The sequence below is a fragment of the Marinitoga sp. 38H-ov genome, assembly GCF_011057715.1.
In the GTDB taxonomy this organism is placed as follows: domain Bacteria; phylum Thermotogota; class Thermotogae; order Petrotogales; family Petrotogaceae; genus Marinitoga.
Map to the genome: position 1 here is coordinate 19,411 of NZ_LNGH01000012.1, position 16,638 is coordinate 36,048.

A 16,638-nucleotide genomic window follows, 5' to 3' on the forward strand; every position below is an offset into this window, starting at 1 on the left:
TGCTTATTTTGTTCTTCAACACGCTCTTTGACTTAATTTAGTAAAAAAACCGGGCATAATCCCCGGTTTTTTTATTATATAATAATTCACATAATTTTTGATGGACTTTCAAAGTTTGTTTTTATAAACAACACATGAATTTTTACTCCATCTTTTTCTTCTGTAATATATTCAAAATCTTCTATTGTATTTGAATATACAATCAACCATCCTTCTTTTAATCCTTTTCTTTTTATGTATTCTATTAATTGTTTTTTTGCTTTTTCATATTCATTTCCTGTTATATCAACCTTTACTTCTATTAAATATTCTTTGTTATTCAGGTTTATTAATAAATCTATCCTTCCTCCGCCTACTTCTGTTTCTGGATATACTTTTCCATCTATCGCTTCTACGTATAAGCTTAGAAATTGATCCAGATTATATTGATATACTCCTTCATAATAATTCCTTCCTTTAAACATTATCGCTCCTCTTTGTTTTATATATTCTATATATCTTTTTAGTAATTTATTTAAATCAAGACTACCATCTTCTCTTATATACGGCTTTATTGTATCCTTTATTGTTGCCATGTAAGTTTTTTCTCCATTTACTTGTGGTTTAAATCTGTCATATAATGCTTTGTAATATAACGGCACTCTTACACAACATTTCCCTTCACAATTATCTATTACTCCATTTAAGTATAAGTAATTTATTCTTTCATCATATATATTGAATTCAACACTTTCTGGTTCAAATAATATTTTCATTATTAATTCTTTTTCTTTTTCTGCTTTTGATATTATATTTGATATATTTTTATCTATATATTGATGCATAAAATCATATAATGTTTTTTCAAAATGTTTTTCTGTTATTATCTTTTCTCCTTTTGCCTTTTTTGCCACTAAATCATATGCCAGTGCATTGGTTAATCCCGGCTGCCCTCCCGCATTATGCCATATTAGTTCTTTTACTTTTTCTTCAAACACCTGCCCTGTTTCTTTTTCATGTTGGTTTAATAAGTCATATACCTGTTCTTTTGTAAAATACGGCACTTCCATATGTTCTGCTATGTTAAACGGACTTGCATTGTCTTCCAATACTCCACTTAAATATCCTACACTTATTAATATTACGCTTCTTAGTTTATAACCTTGCCTTGAATGATATATATCTCTTATTACATGCAAAAATTCATTCATTAATTTTTCTTCTAATATTTCAAATTCATCTATCATTAATATTACTTCTTTTCCAAATTTTTCATTTATATCCATTATATATTCATCCAGATCGCTTATTGCTGCTATCTTTTTTGGTTCAAATTCTATCTTCATATTAAAATCAAAGAAATTTTTAATCTTTTTAGTGAATTGTTTTATAAACTTTTCTTCAATTTTTATATTCCCAAAACTTTCAAAAGATATAAATATTGGCAAATATTTTTCTTTTATTTTCTCAACTATATCATTCAAGAATGTTGTTTTTCCGCTCTGTCTTGGTGCAGAGACTGTGAAATATCTCCAATTTTCTATATGATCAAGTGCTTCTTTCATCAATTCCGGTCTTTCCACATAATAACATGTTTTCCTATCAACAGGTCCGCTTGTACAAAATCTTCTCATCTTTACACCTCCATAACTAAATTATATCACATTTCAATAACAAAAACCGGGCATCAAACCCGGCTTTGTTATTTCACAATTATTTCCACATTCTTTTTATCAAATGCAATAGCCACTTTTATTACCTTTTCTATCCCATAACTTTTTATTTCTTCTTCATATCCTTTTTCTTCTATTTGTTTTATTCCTAATTCAGCACTACTTTTTAAATCTCCTTCTTTTATATAATGTTTTTTGAATTCAAATATTATTCCAGGTTCTTTTTTTTCTTTTGGTATTAATATTACATCTGCTCTTCCATATCCTGCTTCTCTGTTGCTTTTTACTATGTATTTTTTGCTTAATCCTACTATCATTCCTAATATTAACCCATGATAAAATCTTTCTGGTTCTTCTCCACTTACGTCAAAATAACTTATTGTTCTTTCCACTATTTTTTTGAAGGCTATTTTGAATTCTTCATAGTTTTCATGTATTAATTCCATTAATATACTTTCATAATGTATTTTACTTTCTTTTATTATATCCACCACTGTTTTTTTGAAGAATTGTAATGTTTCTTTGTTTGTTATTCTAAGACTATATCTTGGCTCTCCTTCTTCTCCTGTGTGTTCTACCCATGTCAGATATCCTGTGAATAGAAATAATGTCCATATGCTTTCTTCTGTACTCTTGTCTAAATCTCCATATACTAAGTTTTCATCTATACTACTTTCTATTGTTTTTCCTTCTATTAATTCTTCTATTTTTGTTTTTACTTCTGCTGTACTCTGTTTTATCAATCTTTTTATTAATTCATTTCCACTTGTGTTTATCCAGTAATATTCTATTTTTCCTTTATTCCTTGCCAGGTTTATTATTGAATATGGATTATATATTTTCAGTCCTCCAAAATTATATCCGTTATACCATTCTATTACCTTTTCTTTTTCATATTCCAATCCATAATATTTTAATGTTTCTTCTACTTCTTCCCAGGTTAATCCAAATTTATCTTTGAACAAATCACCTAATACTGTTGAGACATCAAGATTATTTACTCCTGTAAATATGCTTTCTTTTGCCACCCTTGTTATTCCTGTTAATACTCCCTTTTCTAAATACTCATTGTCTTTTAATGCACATCCTAACATGTTTCCCATGAAATTTATGAATTCTTTATAATATCCATTTAAATATGATTGTTGTATCGGTGTGTCGTATTCGTCTATTAATAGTATTACTTTTTGGCCATAGTATCGGTATAAATATTCTGACATATTTTTTAGACTATTTATATATTCTGCTTCCTCCGCTTTTTTGTACATTATTTTGTTATACACTTCTTTTTCTGGTTCATATAATTTTTCCATTATTTTTTCATTTAATATATATACTTTTGCTATCGCTTCTATAATTATATCTTTTAATAATTTTATATTATCTGCTTTTGCATCTTTAAAGGTTATATATATTACAGGATATTTATTTAAATATTTTTCTATTATCTCTTTTTCCTGCCATATCTTCAGGTTTTTAAATAAATGTTTGTTATCCTCTTCATTACTAAAAAAATATTTCATCATGCTCATATTTAATGTTTTCCCAAACCTTCTTGGACGGGTTATTAATATTGAATCTCCACTTTCTATTATTTCTTTTATTAACAAGCTTTTATCTATATAATAAATATCATTTTTAATTATATCTTTAAAATCACTTTTCCCTATTGGTAATCTTTTTAATTTCATCAATCCCACCTCTGGGTTTATTGTACTTTCGATGGACTTTCAAAGTTTGTTTTTATAAACCATATATGCAATTTTTTATCTTCATATTTTTCCAATATATATTCAAAATCTTCTATTGAACTTGAATATACTATTAACCATCCTTCATTTAAATCATTCCTTTTTATGTATTCTATTAATTGTTTTTTCGCTTTTTCATATTCATTTCCTGTTATATCAACCTTTACTTCTATTAAATACTCTTTGTTATTAAAGTTTATTAATAAGTCTATCCTTCCTCCACCTACCTGCGTTTCTGGATATACTTTTCCTTCTGCTGCTTCTATGTATAAACTTAAAAATTGATCAAGATTATATTGATATACTCCTTCATAATAATTCCTTCCTTTAAACATTACCGCTCCTCTTTGTTTTATATATTTTATATATCTTTTTAGTAGTTTATTTAAATCTAAGCTTCCATCATCTTTTATATATGGCCTTATTGTATCCTTTATTGTTGCCATGTAAGTTTTTTCTCCATTTACTTGTGGTTTGAAATGATTGTATAATTTTTTATAATACAACGGTACTTTCACACAACAATATCCATTACACTCATCTATTACTCCATTTAAATATAAATATTTTATTCTTTCATCACTTATATCAAATTCTATTTTATCTGGTTCAAATAAAATCTGCATTATTAAATCTTTTTCATTTTTTGCTTTTGATATTACATTTTCTATGTTTTTATTTATATACTTTTTCAGAAAATCATATAGTGTCTTGTCAAAATGGGATTTTGTTACTATCTTTTCATTTTTTGCTTTTTTGACTACTAAATCATATGCTAATGCATTGGTTAATCCTGGTTGTCCCCCACCATTATGCCATATGAGCTCTTTTACTTCTTCTTCAAATATCTGTCCTGTTTCTTTTTCATGTTGTATTAATAAGTCATATACCTGTTCTTTTGTAAAATATGGCACTTCCATATGCTCTGCTATATTAAATGGACTTGCATTATCTTCTAATATTCCACTTAAATATCCTACGCTTATTAGTATTACACTTCTTAATCTATGTAACTCTTTTTTATGATATATACTTCTTATTGCATGTAAAAAATCATTTATTATTTTAGAATTTTTAAATCTTTCAAACTCATCTATCATTAATATTATTTCTTTTCCTGTTTTCATATGTATTTCTTTTATTAAATCTTTTATTTCATCGGTAATAGTTGGTATTTTTAATTCTAAATCTATATTATGTCTATAATTAATATCTTCAATTATATCCTCTGTAAATACCTTTAGAAATTGTTGTTTGTTTTCTATATCATAACTTTCAAAGGATATGAATATAGGCAAATATTTATCTTTTGTTTTTTCAACTATATCATTTAAAAATGTAGTTTTTCCCGTTTGTCTTGGTGCAGAAACTGTAAAGTATCTCCAATTTTCTATATGATCAATTGCTTCTTCCATTAATTCTGGTCTTTCTACATAATAACATGTTTTTCTATCAACAGGTCCGCTTGTACAAAATCTTCTCATTACCTCACCTCCACAACTGAATTATATCACACTTAGTAACTTCATTTGCAAATAATTCCTCAACTATTCCCAAGCAAAAACACTAAGATATACTACAATTGTCAGCGCTGGCAAAGAAGAAAAATAAAAAACTAACAATAGACAAGAAAGAAAAATTAAAACAAAAAAAGTAAAACTAAGAAAAGAGAATTTAATAAAAAAATTGAAAGGAGATGAGATTATGGCAACTAAAGTTAATTTAGGAGACAAAGTTAGAATATCATTTGATTATGGAGTAGATGGAAATGGGAAACAAATTATAAAAAGGAAAGCATTTCCAATAATAGCAGGAGCAACAGATGAACAAGTATATACAGCAGCAAGTAAATTTGCATCATTATGTGAAAAAACATTAGTAGAAATTGAAAAAATAGAAAATTATGAATTACAAGCATAATAGGAGGTGATTTAGCATGGCAAAGAAATTAAGAATGACATTTGTAAATACAGTAGATGGAAAAAGAAAAACAATATATTTAAATGATCCAAGAGCAGATTTAACAGAAACAGAAGTACAAAACGCAATGGATTCATTTATAGGAGTATTAGTTCCAGCAGGGTATGAAAAAGATAATGCAACAATAGTAGATACAACATCAAATGAATTATTTGATTTAATTCAGTAACAAATAACCGGGGGCAACCCCGGTTTTATTTGCAGATCAATTTAAACTTATATTCAAAATATTTTTAAAAATAGTATTCGTGTCTTAGTGAAATTATTAACTCAAAATCTAAAATAATAAAAATGAGATAAAATAATTTGGATTTCTTAAAATATTATTATTAAACATAATGGATCAATTTTTTAAAATGCTGACAGAAATTTCAAAAGAAGGAAAAAAAAATAAGAGAACTAAAAAAGGATTACAGAAAAATTCACCACATTGATTTCTAACTATTTTATAGTAAAAAAGTAATATATATCTTCTAATAATAGTTAAAACAAATAACCCTCAAATTTTAAGACATTCAAAAGTCAACTCATTTATAAATTTTATACAAAAAATATTATAATCTAGAAAAATATTAAATTATATTTGTTGCACATATTCATTATTTACACAGTATTTTAAAATGACTCGATTTAATTATTAAATCATATTTGTTTAAAATCTTTATAAATTGAAGTAAGTCGTCTTTTTTACAAAAAAATTTGAGATAAGCTCTTGAGCTTTCATCTCATTGCTTATCTCAATTAGTTTTTTTAACGAAATAATGTTTTTCTTAATTTTTCAACACCTTCTTTCTCTCTTTTTGGCGATACCAATTTTCTATCTATTTTTATGGGTTTAGAAGGTGTTTGTATTATTCTAATAAAACTTTTTACTTCTTTTTTGCTTTTCAAAGTAAAGTCCCTATCAAAAGATGTTGTTACCATTATAATCACCTCGCTTCTCGTCTAATTATCTTCTATTATCATTATATAACTTTTTATCAAAAATACAGAATTACCACAAGATATAAGAAAAAATATAAGTTTTAGAATCTTTAGAATTTATCAAAATGCAATTGATGTGCAACCTGTTTCTTTTTAGAATTATATTTTTTTTAAATTACATTTCGTCACACTTTTCATTTCTTTCTAATGTTAGTTAAAAGAAACTATTTATATAAGTAATAGTTTTAAACAAATAAAATTAAAAAAAGGCGTTAAGAGCTTACGCTCGAAACGCCTATCCACTTTGGGATTAATTTTTCATTCGCTTGGGCCTCTAAGGGCATTAAAAATTTAACTCGCTTGGGCCTCTAAGGGCATAGTAATACATAATCACATGTATACTATAACATAAAAACGTCAATTTGTTAAACTGATAATAGTATTATATTGACTGATTTAGCATAATTATATAAAAATATTCTCAATTACAAACTATTTTCTTGTTATTCTTTTGTTTTGCTTTTTTTCTCTGCTTTCCCTATAAAGATTTGTGAAAGAGCATCATCTAACTCTATTAAATGCTTGGTTTTCAGTTTTGAATATATATACTTATTCCCAAAATCTTTATGCTTTCTTAATCTTAATTTACTTATCGCCCTAATATGCATTAAGTTTATACAGCTATTATCTTTTAATTCTGGAATATCATCAACTTTAATTAATCCGTTAAAATTTTTATTTGTTCCCTTTCCATTAAAAGTTGTAATAGGTGCTACAATTAACGTATGTGCTTTAGGTGAATTGTATTTTTCTAAAACAACAGCAGGCCTTTTCCCCATTTGCTCAGAACCTAATATCAAACCAAAATCTACATAAATTATGTCTCCTTTTTTGAATCGTGGAAGATTTTCATATTTGAAAGAAAAATCTTCTAAACTTTTATTTAAATGCTTTTCAAATTCAACAAAAAGATTATTTATCTTTTTAAGATTATTATTTTTAAGATTAACATTATTTAGAATATTCTTTATGTTTTCTACTATATTCTCTATATTTTTCTTCACATCAGCAATTGTAATCTTATTATTGGACATTTATATCCACCTTTCCTAATGCTTTAATTGATCAATTTCAATTTACAAAATATTGATTACAACTAGATTCTTAAAAAAAGTATCTCCTTTACAACGACTGTGAAATTCAAATTTTAGGTAGAGGTAATACTATTTTCAGTAGTTTTACAATAACTTACTAACAATATCACTTTTAATAGTTGATACAATAATTAAGGAACTTCTTTAATATAATAAAATAAAAACTGTGGAAAATCCCCAGTTTTATCACTAAATCATTTATTGACCCAGATTCTTATTTGCAGTTCTACGCTATACTTTCCCATTTAACACTTCATTAACTATATCACAAAAAATACTTTCACTCAAAAATTCTTCTATCACCACAGAAAAATTAAATTTAACATTTTCATCTCCAAAAAAACCTGTGTATTTGTTTATCAAAACTTTTTTATCAGAAAAACTTTCCAATACCTCTTCGGAATTATACCATCTATTATTTTTATTATTTCAAGAATAACATATAACATAAGATTTTTTCTCCGACGCTGCTAAAAACATTATAAATTATTTTTCCAATTTGATAATATAATATAGCATTAATAATAGATTTTTAGTTCAACAATTTGGTCAAACACTTATTCCCACCATTCCATGAACAGCAAGAATTTCATGATCCTTTTTTTTAAAATTAATTAACCAAAATCAAGATATAAAGCTATATATGTATTAAACTATTAAATTCGTTTTTTACCTTAATCATTATCTTTTTACAAATTATAATCAAACAATATAAATTATTTTGGTAAATAAAATCATTTTCATTGTTTGTATATAATATTATCTAATGATTTTATTCTTTAAAAAGAGAAAGAACTATATTGAATTGACAAATATAAAAAAAACTAAAAAATTCTTTTAGAATTTTTAGGATTACATTTTATAATTTCTCTTTTTTATGCGATATATATTTATTCTCTGTTATTAACGATTGTTCGTAGTCATCATTCAGAACTTTAACTAAATCATCCAAATCAGTATTTTTATCAATAATTATTTTATTATTTTTAATCTCTACACCAATTGGTATATCTTTTTTTAAAATTTTTAATTTTTCCATATCAATTTTTTTATAATATTTATTTCTTTGTGCAGTATACAGTTTGTGTGCAAATCGTTTTGATGTTTCTATTTTAGACAATATTTTATTCTTTGCCTCATTATCTATTTTTAAGAATGTAATTTGTTCGAACGAATTAATAAAATCTTTTGATTCATTTTGATAATATTCAACAAAATTAAAAATATATTCAAATTTTGATAAGTTTTTTGATATGAAAAAATTATCCATTAATATAATATCGAATGTATTTCCCATTCCCAATATATTATCTTTTACTAGTTTAAACTCATCATTATCTAAAATAAAGAACATCTTTTTTGTATGCATAAATTGTGATTTAATAAATTTTTGAAAAAATAAAAATTGTTTTGTAATTTTATCACTTTCAAATTCGATTTTTATTATCCAAGCTTTTATTTTATTAATTTCATTTAAAGTATCCTTTGATATTATTTCAGGTTCTTTTTCCTCAGTAATATACGGATATATTTCTTGAAAATCTTTTATTTCAGAGGTATTAATTTTAAAAATAGGTTGTTCTTCATCAGGATTGTAATCAGGTATCTTATTATTTAATTCTTCTATTTGGTTTATATAATTGTCAATCTCATCCATTAAAATTTTCGATATCTTTTCCCTGATATCTGTACCAAAAAGTAATTTATAGACAACGAAAGGTACTTTTTTCGTTTCTTTTTTTTCAAATAGATAAATCTTTATTGAAGCACTATCTAATTTAGATTTAATTTCTTCAAAAACATTCTTCATTCAGCATCCCCCCTAAACAAATATAATCCAGGATTAATCTGTATTATTTTCACCTTTTTTTGCTCTCTAATAAAATTATTCATTTGATAAAAAGATAATTTTGTTAAAAGAATTGCAGATTTATTATTTTTCCAGCTGTTCTGTTTAAAATCAAATTCAATTACATGATAACCTAATATCATTAATATAGGATTTACAGCAAACATATCACTTTTTATATAAAGAATTGCTATTAAAAATATTAAAATTATCAGGATAATTACATTTTTTCCTTGATTAAATGTTAATAAAGGTAATATATAAGTAACTAAATAGGAGGTAACTTCGCTATCTATAGTTTTACATGATTTGATTTCTACAATATCAAAATCAGTTGAGCTTTTAAAATACTTTAGCATACAAAAAAGGCATAATATTGATAAAGAAAAAAAGAAAAAAACCCAAGATAAAAACGTATTGAAATGAAAAAAAGGAAATTTACAATTAATAGTATTATAATCAATAACCCAGTACATAAAATAAAATGGTATATACGAAGTAAGAAACAAAATCACTTTAAATAATAAGCTAAGTTTTTTCATTACCAACACCTCCTCACATATAATGTTTTCGTATAATTAATAAATTTAATAATTGTTTTTAAGAAAATATTCTAATTCTGAGTTATTATTTAACTATAGTGATTCAATCACTTTTCATGTATTATAAATATATTTAATCCAATATTCCTCTCTTCATCTTCTTTTCTTTATAAGCGTGTAATAGGATCTTCTGTAATAAGCAATGGTATTGCTTTATTTTTTAATATTTTTTTAATTTTATTGCATGAGGATATTTATACCTAGAACATTTAGTTGAAATAACAGAAAGTTAGCTATTTTTTCTTTATCTTTTTAAAATCATTTGAATCAATTTTATACAAATTCATTTTCAAAATAATCACCTTCTAACTAATTGAAAAAAACTTTATTAGCCTTTAGGTGGATATGGATCATTACCATAACTATTCTTATCTCTTATTTTTCCGTCTTTCCTATGAATTATTAATTCACTTTTTTGGTTTTTAGCTATTTCTTTTCCAAAGTCTATTGCGTCTTTTTGAGTATCAAATTTTTTAGTTACTTTTTTATTTCCTTCACCTCTAACTGCCCAACCTCCATTATGAGGAACCACGTGTTGATTCTTTTTTTTACCCATTTTCTGCCCCCCTTTTTAATCATTTTTTTTAAAATTTCCACACACAGTCTTTATTTTATATCTAAAATACATCTTTAAAAATATAAGGTAAATTTTATAATCTAATAATATATAGATTTTTAACTTTAAAGGAATAAGTAAATAAAGGTTTTATAAGTTTTTATCTAACGCAATGGTATTTCTAAACCAGAAGTCTTATAATATTCAGTTTAAATTGCATATTTTAATTAAATATTTTTTGAATTTCTTAAACTAAAAATTTTATTAAGCATTGCTTTTAGTTCTTTCAAGAGTATTTCCATACTTTCTATAACTTCTAAATTTATATCCCAAATTTCATCATCAATTTCGTTTTTTTGAGTAGTGGTAAATTCAAGAAGGGCTTCAATAAGTTCTTTATCTTCAAATTTAAAATTTTGATATATAGATTTTTGATTTGATTTAAAATATGAAAATAAAGTTAAATTTCTTAGTTCAATTTTTGTATTTTTAAAGTTTACATCAATTGGCTTATCAATTAAAAAAAATCTGTGAAATGCATAGTTTCTAGTATCAGCTATAATCTCTCTATATTTATTTAAAGATGGAATTCTTTCACTTCCTTTTAAAATTTTTGGGATTTTTTTAAATTTTGCTATTAATGAATAAAATTCATAAATTAACATCCATAATATTAAAGGTTTAAGGTCCATTATAGTTACTAAAACTTTTAATAATTTAATAGCATCATCTACAAATGCATAAGATAATCTCTTTAGTTCAATAAGGAAGTCGTCCTTTTCTTCATTTTTATTTGCAGATTTATATTTATTTAAATTATATATATATTTCTTTTTTTGTTTTTCAAAGGACTCTATCATTTTATTTATTAAGGAATTATTGTTCTCAAAATTATTTAAAAAATCCATTTGAAAATGAGATTTTTCTAAAAGTTTTTCAAAACCCTTTGAAACTGCTTCAGTTACAGCTTTTTTATTATCGGTATTTTCAATTTCTAATATTTTTTGAGATATTTCACTTATAATTTTTTCAGAATTAAGGGATTTAATAATATAGCATCCAGTTTCCTCATCAACCTTGTTTTCAATACAATTTGGATCATATTTTATTTTTTTTATTTTTTTAGTATTATTTAAATTTACTTCACAAGGTACATCTTTTAAGTTACCTATTAAAACAAAAATTAAATCTCCAATATTTTCGATTTCTTCTTTAATAATTTCTTTCCAGGTTCTCCCTTCATTTTTTTCTTTATTATCTTCATTTAATTTTATTATTTCTAAAAAATCTTCTTTTTTAAATATTTTAAAATCTGTTTTCATTTCTTTTGATAAAATCCCGATAAAAATATTTTTTTCTTCATCATTAGTGCCACTTGAAAAACAAATATATTTGTCATTTTTTGTTGTACTAACAAAGTTTTTTCTATTTAAAAAGCTATTATTAATACATATTACCGTATCTTTAGATATTTTTTTTATTTCACCATTAATATGTTTTTCTATTTCATATGAATATTCTGTAATTAACCTTTCTACTTTTTTAATAATAGTATTTTTAATATCATCATACATTTTTTCCATAATTCTCACCTTGACCATATTTACGATTATTATTAAATAATCGTAATATCTACCTCATATAATCAGAAACATCACACTAATTTTATAATTTAAAAATTTTTTCCTTTTATTTCAAGCTAACTTTACTTCAGTAAAATTTTCTTCACCAAACAATTCTTTTATATTATTTATCGATTCATTATCTAAATTTGATGTAAAAATAATAGCTAAATTTCTTTTTGCTCTAGAACAAATAACATGAACTACCACACCTTACAGAAGATGTGGCTTCCTGTTTCATCCCATGATAACTCGTAAACCGAAGTTTTCCGTTCCGCCGCCAGTGCATGATCCACAGGCTTAAATTCGGGCGGTTCCCGCCCTACTACTTATTAAAACGCATAATTTGCTAAATTAATTGCTGCATTTATATCTCTATCATTTTCTGTCCCACATTTAGGACATACCCATTTTCTGATATTTAAGTTCTTAACTTTTTCATTTTTGTGTCCGCAAATATGGCATATCTGACTTGATGCGTAGAATCTGTCTGTTTTGATTAGTTCTATTTCCTGTCTTTTTGCTTTGTATTCTAATATTGTTATGAACTTATTCCACGACTGCCAATGAATATACTTTGAAAGTTTTTTATTTTTCAACATTCCTTTGATGTTTAAATTTTCTACCACTATCTTGCCAACTTGGTTTTCGCTGACAATTTTGTGGGTTATTTTATGTATCCAATCTTTTTTAATATTATTGATTTTTTCAATGTACTTTGCAAGTTTTATCCTTGATTTTTCTCTATTTTTTGAACCTTTTTGTTTTTTAGACAATTGTCTGTATAATCTTTTCAGTCTTTTTTCATACTTTTTCAAATTAGGCATACTATATTTTTCGCCATTGCTTAATGTGATTGTATCTTTTACTCCTAAATCTATTCCTAAAATATAATTTGATGTATTCGTTATTTGTACATCTGGAACTTCCATAACTATTGATGCATAGTATTTGTTTGTTGTTGTCTTTTCGAAGGTAACGTTCTTGATCTTGAATGTATCTGGTAGTGTTCTATGTATGCGTACCTTTATTCCTTCTTTGAATTTAGGCACGAATATATATCCATACTTTATATTGTTCATATACAATTGTATATGCTGAGGCACTCTAAATGTTTGTCTGTTTTTCTTTTTCTTGGAGTTCGGATATTTAGCTTGTTTTTTGAAGAAATTCTTGAATGTGCGTTCTAAATCTTTGAGTGATTGTTGAAGTGTTTGAGAATTGACTTTATTACATATTTATCTGTTTTCTTTAACTTCACAAGAACACGAGCCCAATTATTGTAATTAGCTGAAATGTTCAACTTTTTGTACATAATAGAAGAATAGTTCAAAAATTATATACAAATCGAGCACAACCAAAATGCTTATTTAATTTTTCTTCTTGTTCTTTCGTAAGGTAAATACGAAATTTGTAAGTTTGAAGTATTTTTTTCACTTCCTTGAGACTTAATATATTCTTTTGTATGTATTAATTTCAACCCATGTATCACAATATTTGCAAATTCATCTCCATATTATAGAAGGTAGTGTCTTCTTTGCAATAAAGCGATAAATATTTTCATCTCTTTTCGCTTAGCATTTTTCTCTATTTATATTAATTGAATTAATATCTGTTATAATTAATGTTTTTAAATTTAGAAATTCTAATAGTCCTTTAAACTTATGCATATAAGCTCTTCCAATTTCTACTATTGAAATATATTGATTAGATAATCTTTTTTGAGGATTTTTGTTAAAATCATCTTTATATTTTTCTTCAAATGTTTTAATAAAAAATGAAATAAAATTCTCTCAACAGTTCCTTCAATTAATACAGCTTTATCTGAAAAAAACAAATCACATTTACCTAAAGTAAGATATTTTTTTTAATATTATCTTCTACATCATTAGATATAAATTCTCTTTTATTTCAGTATATCAGAATGAAAAATATTTTATGCTTTCAAATTTCGCATTACCTAAAATGTGTGAAGAATGTGTGGATATTATTATTTGAACATTATCATTATCTTTTTTATTAAAAGTGTTTCTATATTTCTTATAAACACACTTTGCATTTGTGGATGCATATGCGCTTTTTTCTATAAATATATTAGCATCATTCCCTGAAACATCATAATAAAAAGACATAAATATAAATAAGATTACTAAATCCCATTCGGGTAATTTCACTCGAGTCATAATATAGTTTTATATTAACAAAGACTCTGGTGTAATATCAGAAAGAAGATTCACTTTTTCTGTATTAAAACCCGGGAATCCAAAATTTTCAAATACTTTTACAAAATCTTCCAAAAATGGATTTAATTCATCATTAATATCTTTATTAACCTCATCCAACTTTTTCTCTAACTTTATAACTCTATCTTTTTCATTAATTCTTTTATTATATTTAGTATTAAACATTTTAGAAAGGGCTGATTGTGTTTTAGGATAATCCACATCTAAAACTCTTTGTGCTTGTATAAATTTTACTTTTATTAAATCTTCTACATATTTGCTGTTAACTTTTTCTTCCTTCGCTAACAGAATATATATATACTTTGTAATAGTTGTTTATTATTTTTTTTTATTTCCTAAAAAATTCTTTTTCATTAATAACTTCTTTCATTTCTTCAAATAAATTTTTTGGGGATTCACAACTATATTCGAATAAAATTTCTATTTTATTATCATCTTTAAGATTTAAGAAAAAAGGATATAAAATCGCCCAATTATCTTTTTCAGTATATTCCACAAATAACGATAATATAATTCATTTTTTTATTTCATCAAAAAACATATCTTCATTTTCCAGATATTTTTGAAATAATTCATAAAACTTATTATGATTTTCTATGGAGAAATCTTCAAGTCTGAAACTATTTCTGTTTTAAAAAACATATAAAATATAGTGGCAAATGATGTTTTTCCAGTATTGTTTTTGCCAACAATAACAGTAGTTTTATCTTTCAAATCTATTTTTTAACAATCTAAAATTTTCTACTTTTACTCTTTTTATTTTCAATAGACTTACCTCAAAAACTATACACTTTTATTTTACCATTATTAATCTTAAAATTCCTTTTTGTTTCTAAAAGTTACATAATTATAAAATAAAATTAATTAATCATTTGATATACTAATTTTTCTTCGAAATTTCCCACGTTACTCTTCAGTAACTTCATTCCCAAATAATTTATTAACTATTTCCATGCAAGAATAATATTTTATACTACAATTGTCAGCGCTGACAGAGAAGAAAAACAAAGAATAAAAATAAGTAAAAAAAGAAATTAAAGTAAAAACAAATTGAAAGGAGATGAAAAGATGGCAACTAAAATTAGTTTAGGAGATAAGGTAAGAATATCTTTTGATTATGGAGTAGATAATAATGGAAAACAAATATTAAAAAGAAAATCATTTCCAATTATAGCAGGAGCAACAGATGATCAAGTATATACAGCAGCAAATAATTTTGCATCATTATGTGAAAAAACATTGGTAGAAATTGAGAAAATAGAAAATTATGAATTACAAGCATAATTTTAAAATCTAAAAATTTAAATTATTCAAAATTTTAGATTATATCAAAATGAAAGTATAAAAGAAAATAAAAAGTATAGAAAATAATAAAAAAATATGGAGGTGTTAATATGGCAAAGAAATTAAGAATGTCATTTGTAAATACAGTAGATGGAAAAAGAAAGACAATATATTTAAATGATCCAAGAGCAGATTTAACAGAAACAGAAGTACAAAATGCGATGGATTCATTTATAGGAGTATTAGTACCAGCAGGATATGAAAAAGATAATGCAACAATAGTAGATACAACATCAAATGAATTATTTGATTTAATTCAGTAATAAATAACCGGGGTCAACCCCGGTTTTATTGAAAAAAAAAAAATAATAATAATAATAATAATAATAATAATAATAATAATAATAGAAAGGAGATTGAATATGTGGGAATTTATAAAAATATTATTGCTTAATATAATAGATTATTTTTTTAAATTGCTAACAGAAGCATTGAATGATGATAATACAGAAGAAAAGATAAAAGAATTAAAAGAGATACAAAAGAATTTCAATAATGAATTAAATAAGCAAATAAAGATATTATCAGCTGAAATAGATGAAAAAATAGATGAATTAAAAGAAGAATTAGATGATGTAGAAAATTAAATCAATTTTTTATAATTGATTTACTAAGTTTTAAAAAATAACACTTCACATCAAAACGTTTTTGTAGTAAAATATTGTTGTATGATACTTGTATGTATAAAAAATATTGATAGGATAGGGGGATGGTAATATGATAACTATACCTTATTTTTGTAAAAAGTATGATTTTCATAATCCAGATATTTTAAGACAACTAGTAAAATATCTAAATATTAAACCAGTAACAGGTGATTTAGAAACTAGAGGTATGAGGTTTTATAGGGAAGAGGATTTGCTAATCGTATACAAACAGATAATGAAAATGGTGGAAGAAGTTGGAGTTGTGTATAAATAATAAGGCATCTGGTTCATCACCAGATGCCTTATTATTATAA

At 24.5% G+C, this 16,638-nt stretch carries 23 protein-coding genes; 6 read left to right on the forward strand and 17 right to left on the reverse strand.

What is annotated here, in order from left to right; all coding sequences use genetic code 11:
• Positions 1–86: 86 nt before the first annotated feature.
• From AS160_RS04470 to AS160_RS04480, 3 genes are all read right to left on the reverse strand, one after another.
• Complete coding sequence (locus AS160_RS04470; RefSeq protein ID WP_165145528.1) at positions 87–1,613, reverse strand: AAA-like domain-containing protein; 1,527 nt, start codon at positions 1,611–1,613, stop codon at positions 87–89.
• Between the two features lie 68 nt (positions 1,614–1,681).
• The gene (locus AS160_RS04475) at positions 1,682–3,343 is read right to left on the reverse strand and encodes an AAA family ATPase (protein WP_241244222.1); all 1,662 of its coding nucleotides are present in this window, start codon (positions 3,341–3,343) and stop codon (positions 1,682–1,684) included.
• Between the two features lie 17 nt (positions 3,344–3,360).
• Positions 3,361–4,887, reverse strand: a complete 1,527-nt coding sequence (locus tag AS160_RS04480) for an AAA-like domain-containing protein (protein ID WP_165145532.1) — start codon at positions 4,885–4,887, stop codon at positions 3,361–3,363.
• Between the two features lie 220 nt (positions 4,888–5,107).
• Here AS160_RS04480 and AS160_RS04485 point away from each other — a divergent pair, with 220 nt between their 5' ends.
• Together AS160_RS04485 and AS160_RS04490 are read left to right on the forward strand one after the other, a co-directional pair.
• The gene (locus AS160_RS04485; protein ID WP_165145534.1) at positions 5,108–5,323 is read left to right on the forward strand and encodes a DUF1659 domain-containing protein; all 216 of its coding nucleotides are present in this window, start codon (positions 5,108–5,110) and stop codon (positions 5,321–5,323) included.
• Positions 5,324–5,339: 16 nt separating this feature from the next.
• Positions 5,340–5,552 carry a DUF2922 domain-containing protein gene (locus tag AS160_RS04490; protein WP_165145536.1) on the forward strand — a complete coding sequence of 71 codons (213 nt, stop codon included), beginning with the start codon at positions 5,340–5,342 and terminating at the stop codon, positions 5,550–5,552.
• A gap of 581 nt (positions 5,553–6,133) precedes the next feature.
• On the opposite strand, the gene AS160_RS04495 is transcribed toward AS160_RS04490, so the two are convergent.
• The 14 genes from AS160_RS04495 to AS160_RS04550 all read right to left on the reverse strand — a co-directional run bounded on the left by AS160_RS04495 (position 6,134) and on the right by AS160_RS04550 (position 14,829).
• Entirely contained in the window at positions 6,134–6,307 is a 174-nt protein-coding gene (locus AS160_RS04495) for a hypothetical protein (RefSeq protein ID WP_165145538.1), read from the reverse strand.
• Positions 6,308–6,810: 503 nt separating this feature from the next.
• Positions 6,811–7,401, reverse strand: a complete 591-nt coding sequence (locus AS160_RS04500; RefSeq protein WP_165145540.1) for a type II toxin-antitoxin system PemK/MazF family toxin — start codon at positions 7,399–7,401, stop codon at positions 6,811–6,813.
• Between the two features lie 291 nt (positions 7,402–7,692).
• Positions 7,693–7,824, reverse strand: coding sequence for a hypothetical protein (locus AS160_RS11475; protein ID WP_277601276.1), 132 nt, complete (start codon positions 7,822–7,824; stop codon positions 7,693–7,695).
• 496 nt (positions 7,825–8,320) lie between these two features.
• Complete coding sequence (locus AS160_RS04510; RefSeq protein WP_165145545.1) at positions 8,321–9,271, reverse strand: Kiwa anti-phage protein KwaB-like domain-containing protein; 951 nt, start codon at positions 9,269–9,271, stop codon at positions 8,321–8,323.
• Entirely contained in the window at positions 9,268–9,852 is a 585-nt protein-coding gene (locus tag AS160_RS04515; RefSeq protein ID WP_206528089.1) for a hypothetical protein, read from the reverse strand. Before AS160_RS04515 ends, AS160_RS04510 begins: the two co-directional genes overlap by 4 nt.
• Before the next feature lie 388 nt (positions 9,853–10,240).
• A complete protein-coding gene (locus AS160_RS04520) occupies positions 10,241–10,468 on the reverse strand; it encodes a DUF2188 domain-containing protein (protein ID WP_165145551.1) in 228 nt (75 codons plus the stop codon).
• A gap of 227 nt (positions 10,469–10,695) precedes the next feature.
• A complete protein-coding gene (locus AS160_RS04525; protein ID WP_165145554.1) occupies positions 10,696–12,051 on the reverse strand; it encodes a hypothetical protein in 1,356 nt (451 codons plus the stop codon).
• A gap of 111 nt (positions 12,052–12,162) precedes the next feature.
• Positions 12,163–12,300 (reverse strand): hypothetical protein, encoded by a 138-nt coding sequence (locus AS160_RS04530; protein WP_165145556.1) that lies wholly within the window; start codon positions 12,298–12,300, stop codon positions 12,163–12,165.
• Between the two features lie 122 nt (positions 12,301–12,422).
• Positions 12,423–13,328 carry a transposase gene (locus AS160_RS04535; protein ID WP_241244224.1) on the reverse strand — a complete coding sequence of 302 codons (906 nt, stop codon included), beginning with the start codon at positions 13,326–13,328 and terminating at the stop codon, positions 12,423–12,425.
• Between the two features lie 91 nt (positions 13,329–13,419).
• Positions 13,420–13,527 (reverse strand): helix-turn-helix domain-containing protein, encoded by a 108-nt coding sequence (locus AS160_RS11595; RefSeq protein ID WP_346774419.1) that lies wholly within the window; start codon positions 13,525–13,527, stop codon positions 13,420–13,422.
• Positions 13,528–13,664: 137 nt separating this feature from the next.
• Positions 13,665–13,874 (reverse strand): TOPRIM nucleotidyl transferase/hydrolase domain-containing protein, encoded by a 210-nt coding sequence (locus AS160_RS11600; RefSeq protein WP_346774420.1) that lies wholly within the window; start codon positions 13,872–13,874, stop codon positions 13,665–13,667.
• Positions 13,875–14,009: 135 nt separating this feature from the next.
• Positions 14,010–14,273, reverse strand: coding sequence for a hypothetical protein (locus tag AS160_RS04540; protein ID WP_165145558.1), 264 nt, complete (start codon positions 14,271–14,273; stop codon positions 14,010–14,012).
• 9 nt (positions 14,274–14,282) lie between these two features.
• Complete coding sequence (locus AS160_RS04545) at positions 14,283–14,534, reverse strand: hypothetical protein (protein ID WP_206528090.1); 252 nt, start codon at positions 14,532–14,534, stop codon at positions 14,283–14,285.
• A gap of 127 nt (positions 14,535–14,661) precedes the next feature.
• Positions 14,662–14,829 carry a hypothetical protein gene (locus AS160_RS04550; RefSeq protein WP_165145563.1) on the reverse strand — a complete coding sequence of 56 codons (168 nt, stop codon included), beginning with the start codon at positions 14,827–14,829 and terminating at the stop codon, positions 14,662–14,664.
• A 572-nt stretch (positions 14,830–15,401) separates the two neighbouring features.
• On the opposite strand from AS160_RS04550, the gene AS160_RS04560 reads away from it, so the two are divergent.
• The 4 genes from AS160_RS04560 (at position 15,402) to AS160_RS04575 (ending at position 16,598) form a co-directional block, all read left to right on the forward strand.
• On the forward strand, positions 15,402–15,617 hold the full coding sequence (locus AS160_RS04560; RefSeq protein WP_165145569.1) for a DUF1659 domain-containing protein: 216 nt from the start codon (positions 15,402–15,404) through the stop codon (positions 15,615–15,617).
• Between the two features lie 110 nt (positions 15,618–15,727).
• Positions 15,728–15,940, forward strand: a complete 213-nt coding sequence (locus AS160_RS04565; RefSeq protein WP_165145572.1) for a DUF2922 domain-containing protein — start codon at positions 15,728–15,730, stop codon at positions 15,938–15,940.
• A 99-nt stretch (positions 15,941–16,039) separates the two neighbouring features.
• A complete protein-coding gene (locus AS160_RS04570) occupies positions 16,040–16,264 on the forward strand; it encodes a hypothetical protein (protein ID WP_165145575.1) in 225 nt (74 codons plus the stop codon).
• A gap of 130 nt (positions 16,265–16,394) precedes the next feature.
• Positions 16,395–16,598 carry a hypothetical protein gene (locus tag AS160_RS04575; protein ID WP_165145578.1) on the forward strand — a complete coding sequence of 68 codons (204 nt, stop codon included), beginning with the start codon at positions 16,395–16,397 and terminating at the stop codon, positions 16,596–16,598.
• The last annotated feature ends 40 nt before the right edge of the window (positions 16,599–16,638 follow it).

Bases quoted from the DNA above. Each gene is read 5' to 3' on its own strand.
- AS160_RS04570 (WP_165145575.1), top strand. From the start codon at position 16,040: ATGTGGGAATTTATAAAAATATTATTGCTTAATATAATAGATTATTTT.
- AS160_RS04480 (WP_165145532.1), bottom strand. From the start codon at position 4,887: ATGAGAAGATTTTGTACAAGCGGACCTGTTGATAGAAAAACATGTTAT.
- AS160_RS04575 (WP_165145578.1), top strand. From the start codon at position 16,395: ATGATAACTATACCTTATTTTTGTAAAAAGTATGATTTTCATAATCCA.
- AS160_RS04520 (WP_165145551.1), bottom strand. From the start codon at position 10,468: ATGGGTAAAAAAAAGAATCAACACGTGGTTCCTCATAATGGAGGTTGG.
- AS160_RS04500 (WP_165145540.1), bottom strand. From the start codon at position 7,401: ATGTCCAATAATAAGATTACAATTGCTGATGTGAAGAAAAATATAGAG.
- AS160_RS04490 (WP_165145536.1), top strand. From the start codon at position 5,340: ATGGCAAAGAAATTAAGAATGACATTTGTAAATACAGTAGATGGAAAA.
- AS160_RS04565 (WP_165145572.1), top strand. From the start codon at position 15,728: ATGGCAAAGAAATTAAGAATGTCATTTGTAAATACAGTAGATGGAAAA.
- AS160_RS04515 (WP_206528089.1), bottom strand. From the start codon at position 9,852: ATGAAAAAACTTAGCTTATTATTTAAAGTGATTTTGTTTCTTACTTCG.
- AS160_RS04485 (WP_165145534.1), top strand. From the start codon at position 5,108: ATGGCAACTAAAGTTAATTTAGGAGACAAAGTTAGAATATCATTTGAT.
- AS160_RS04540 (WP_165145558.1), bottom strand. From the start codon at position 14,273: ATGACTCGAGTGAAATTACCCGAATGGGATTTAGTAATCTTATTTATA.
- AS160_RS04470 (WP_165145528.1), bottom strand. From the start codon at position 1,613: ATGAGAAGATTTTGTACAAGCGGACCTGTTGATAGGAAAACATGTTAT.
- AS160_RS04510 (WP_165145545.1), bottom strand. From the start codon at position 9,271: ATGAAGAATGTTTTTGAAGAAATTAAATCTAAATTAGATAGTGCTTCA.
- AS160_RS04525 (WP_165145554.1), bottom strand. From the start codon at position 12,051: ATGGAAAAAATGTATGATGATATTAAAAATACTATTATTAAAAAAGTA.
- AS160_RS04495 (WP_165145538.1), bottom strand. From the start codon at position 6,307: ATGGTAACAACATCTTTTGATAGGGACTTTACTTTGAAAAGCAAAAAA.
- AS160_RS04560 (WP_165145569.1), top strand. From the start codon at position 15,402: ATGGCAACTAAAATTAGTTTAGGAGATAAGGTAAGAATATCTTTTGAT.
- AS160_RS04475 (WP_241244222.1), bottom strand. From the start codon at position 3,343: ATGAAATTAAAAAGATTACCAATAGGGAAAAGTGATTTTAAAGATATA.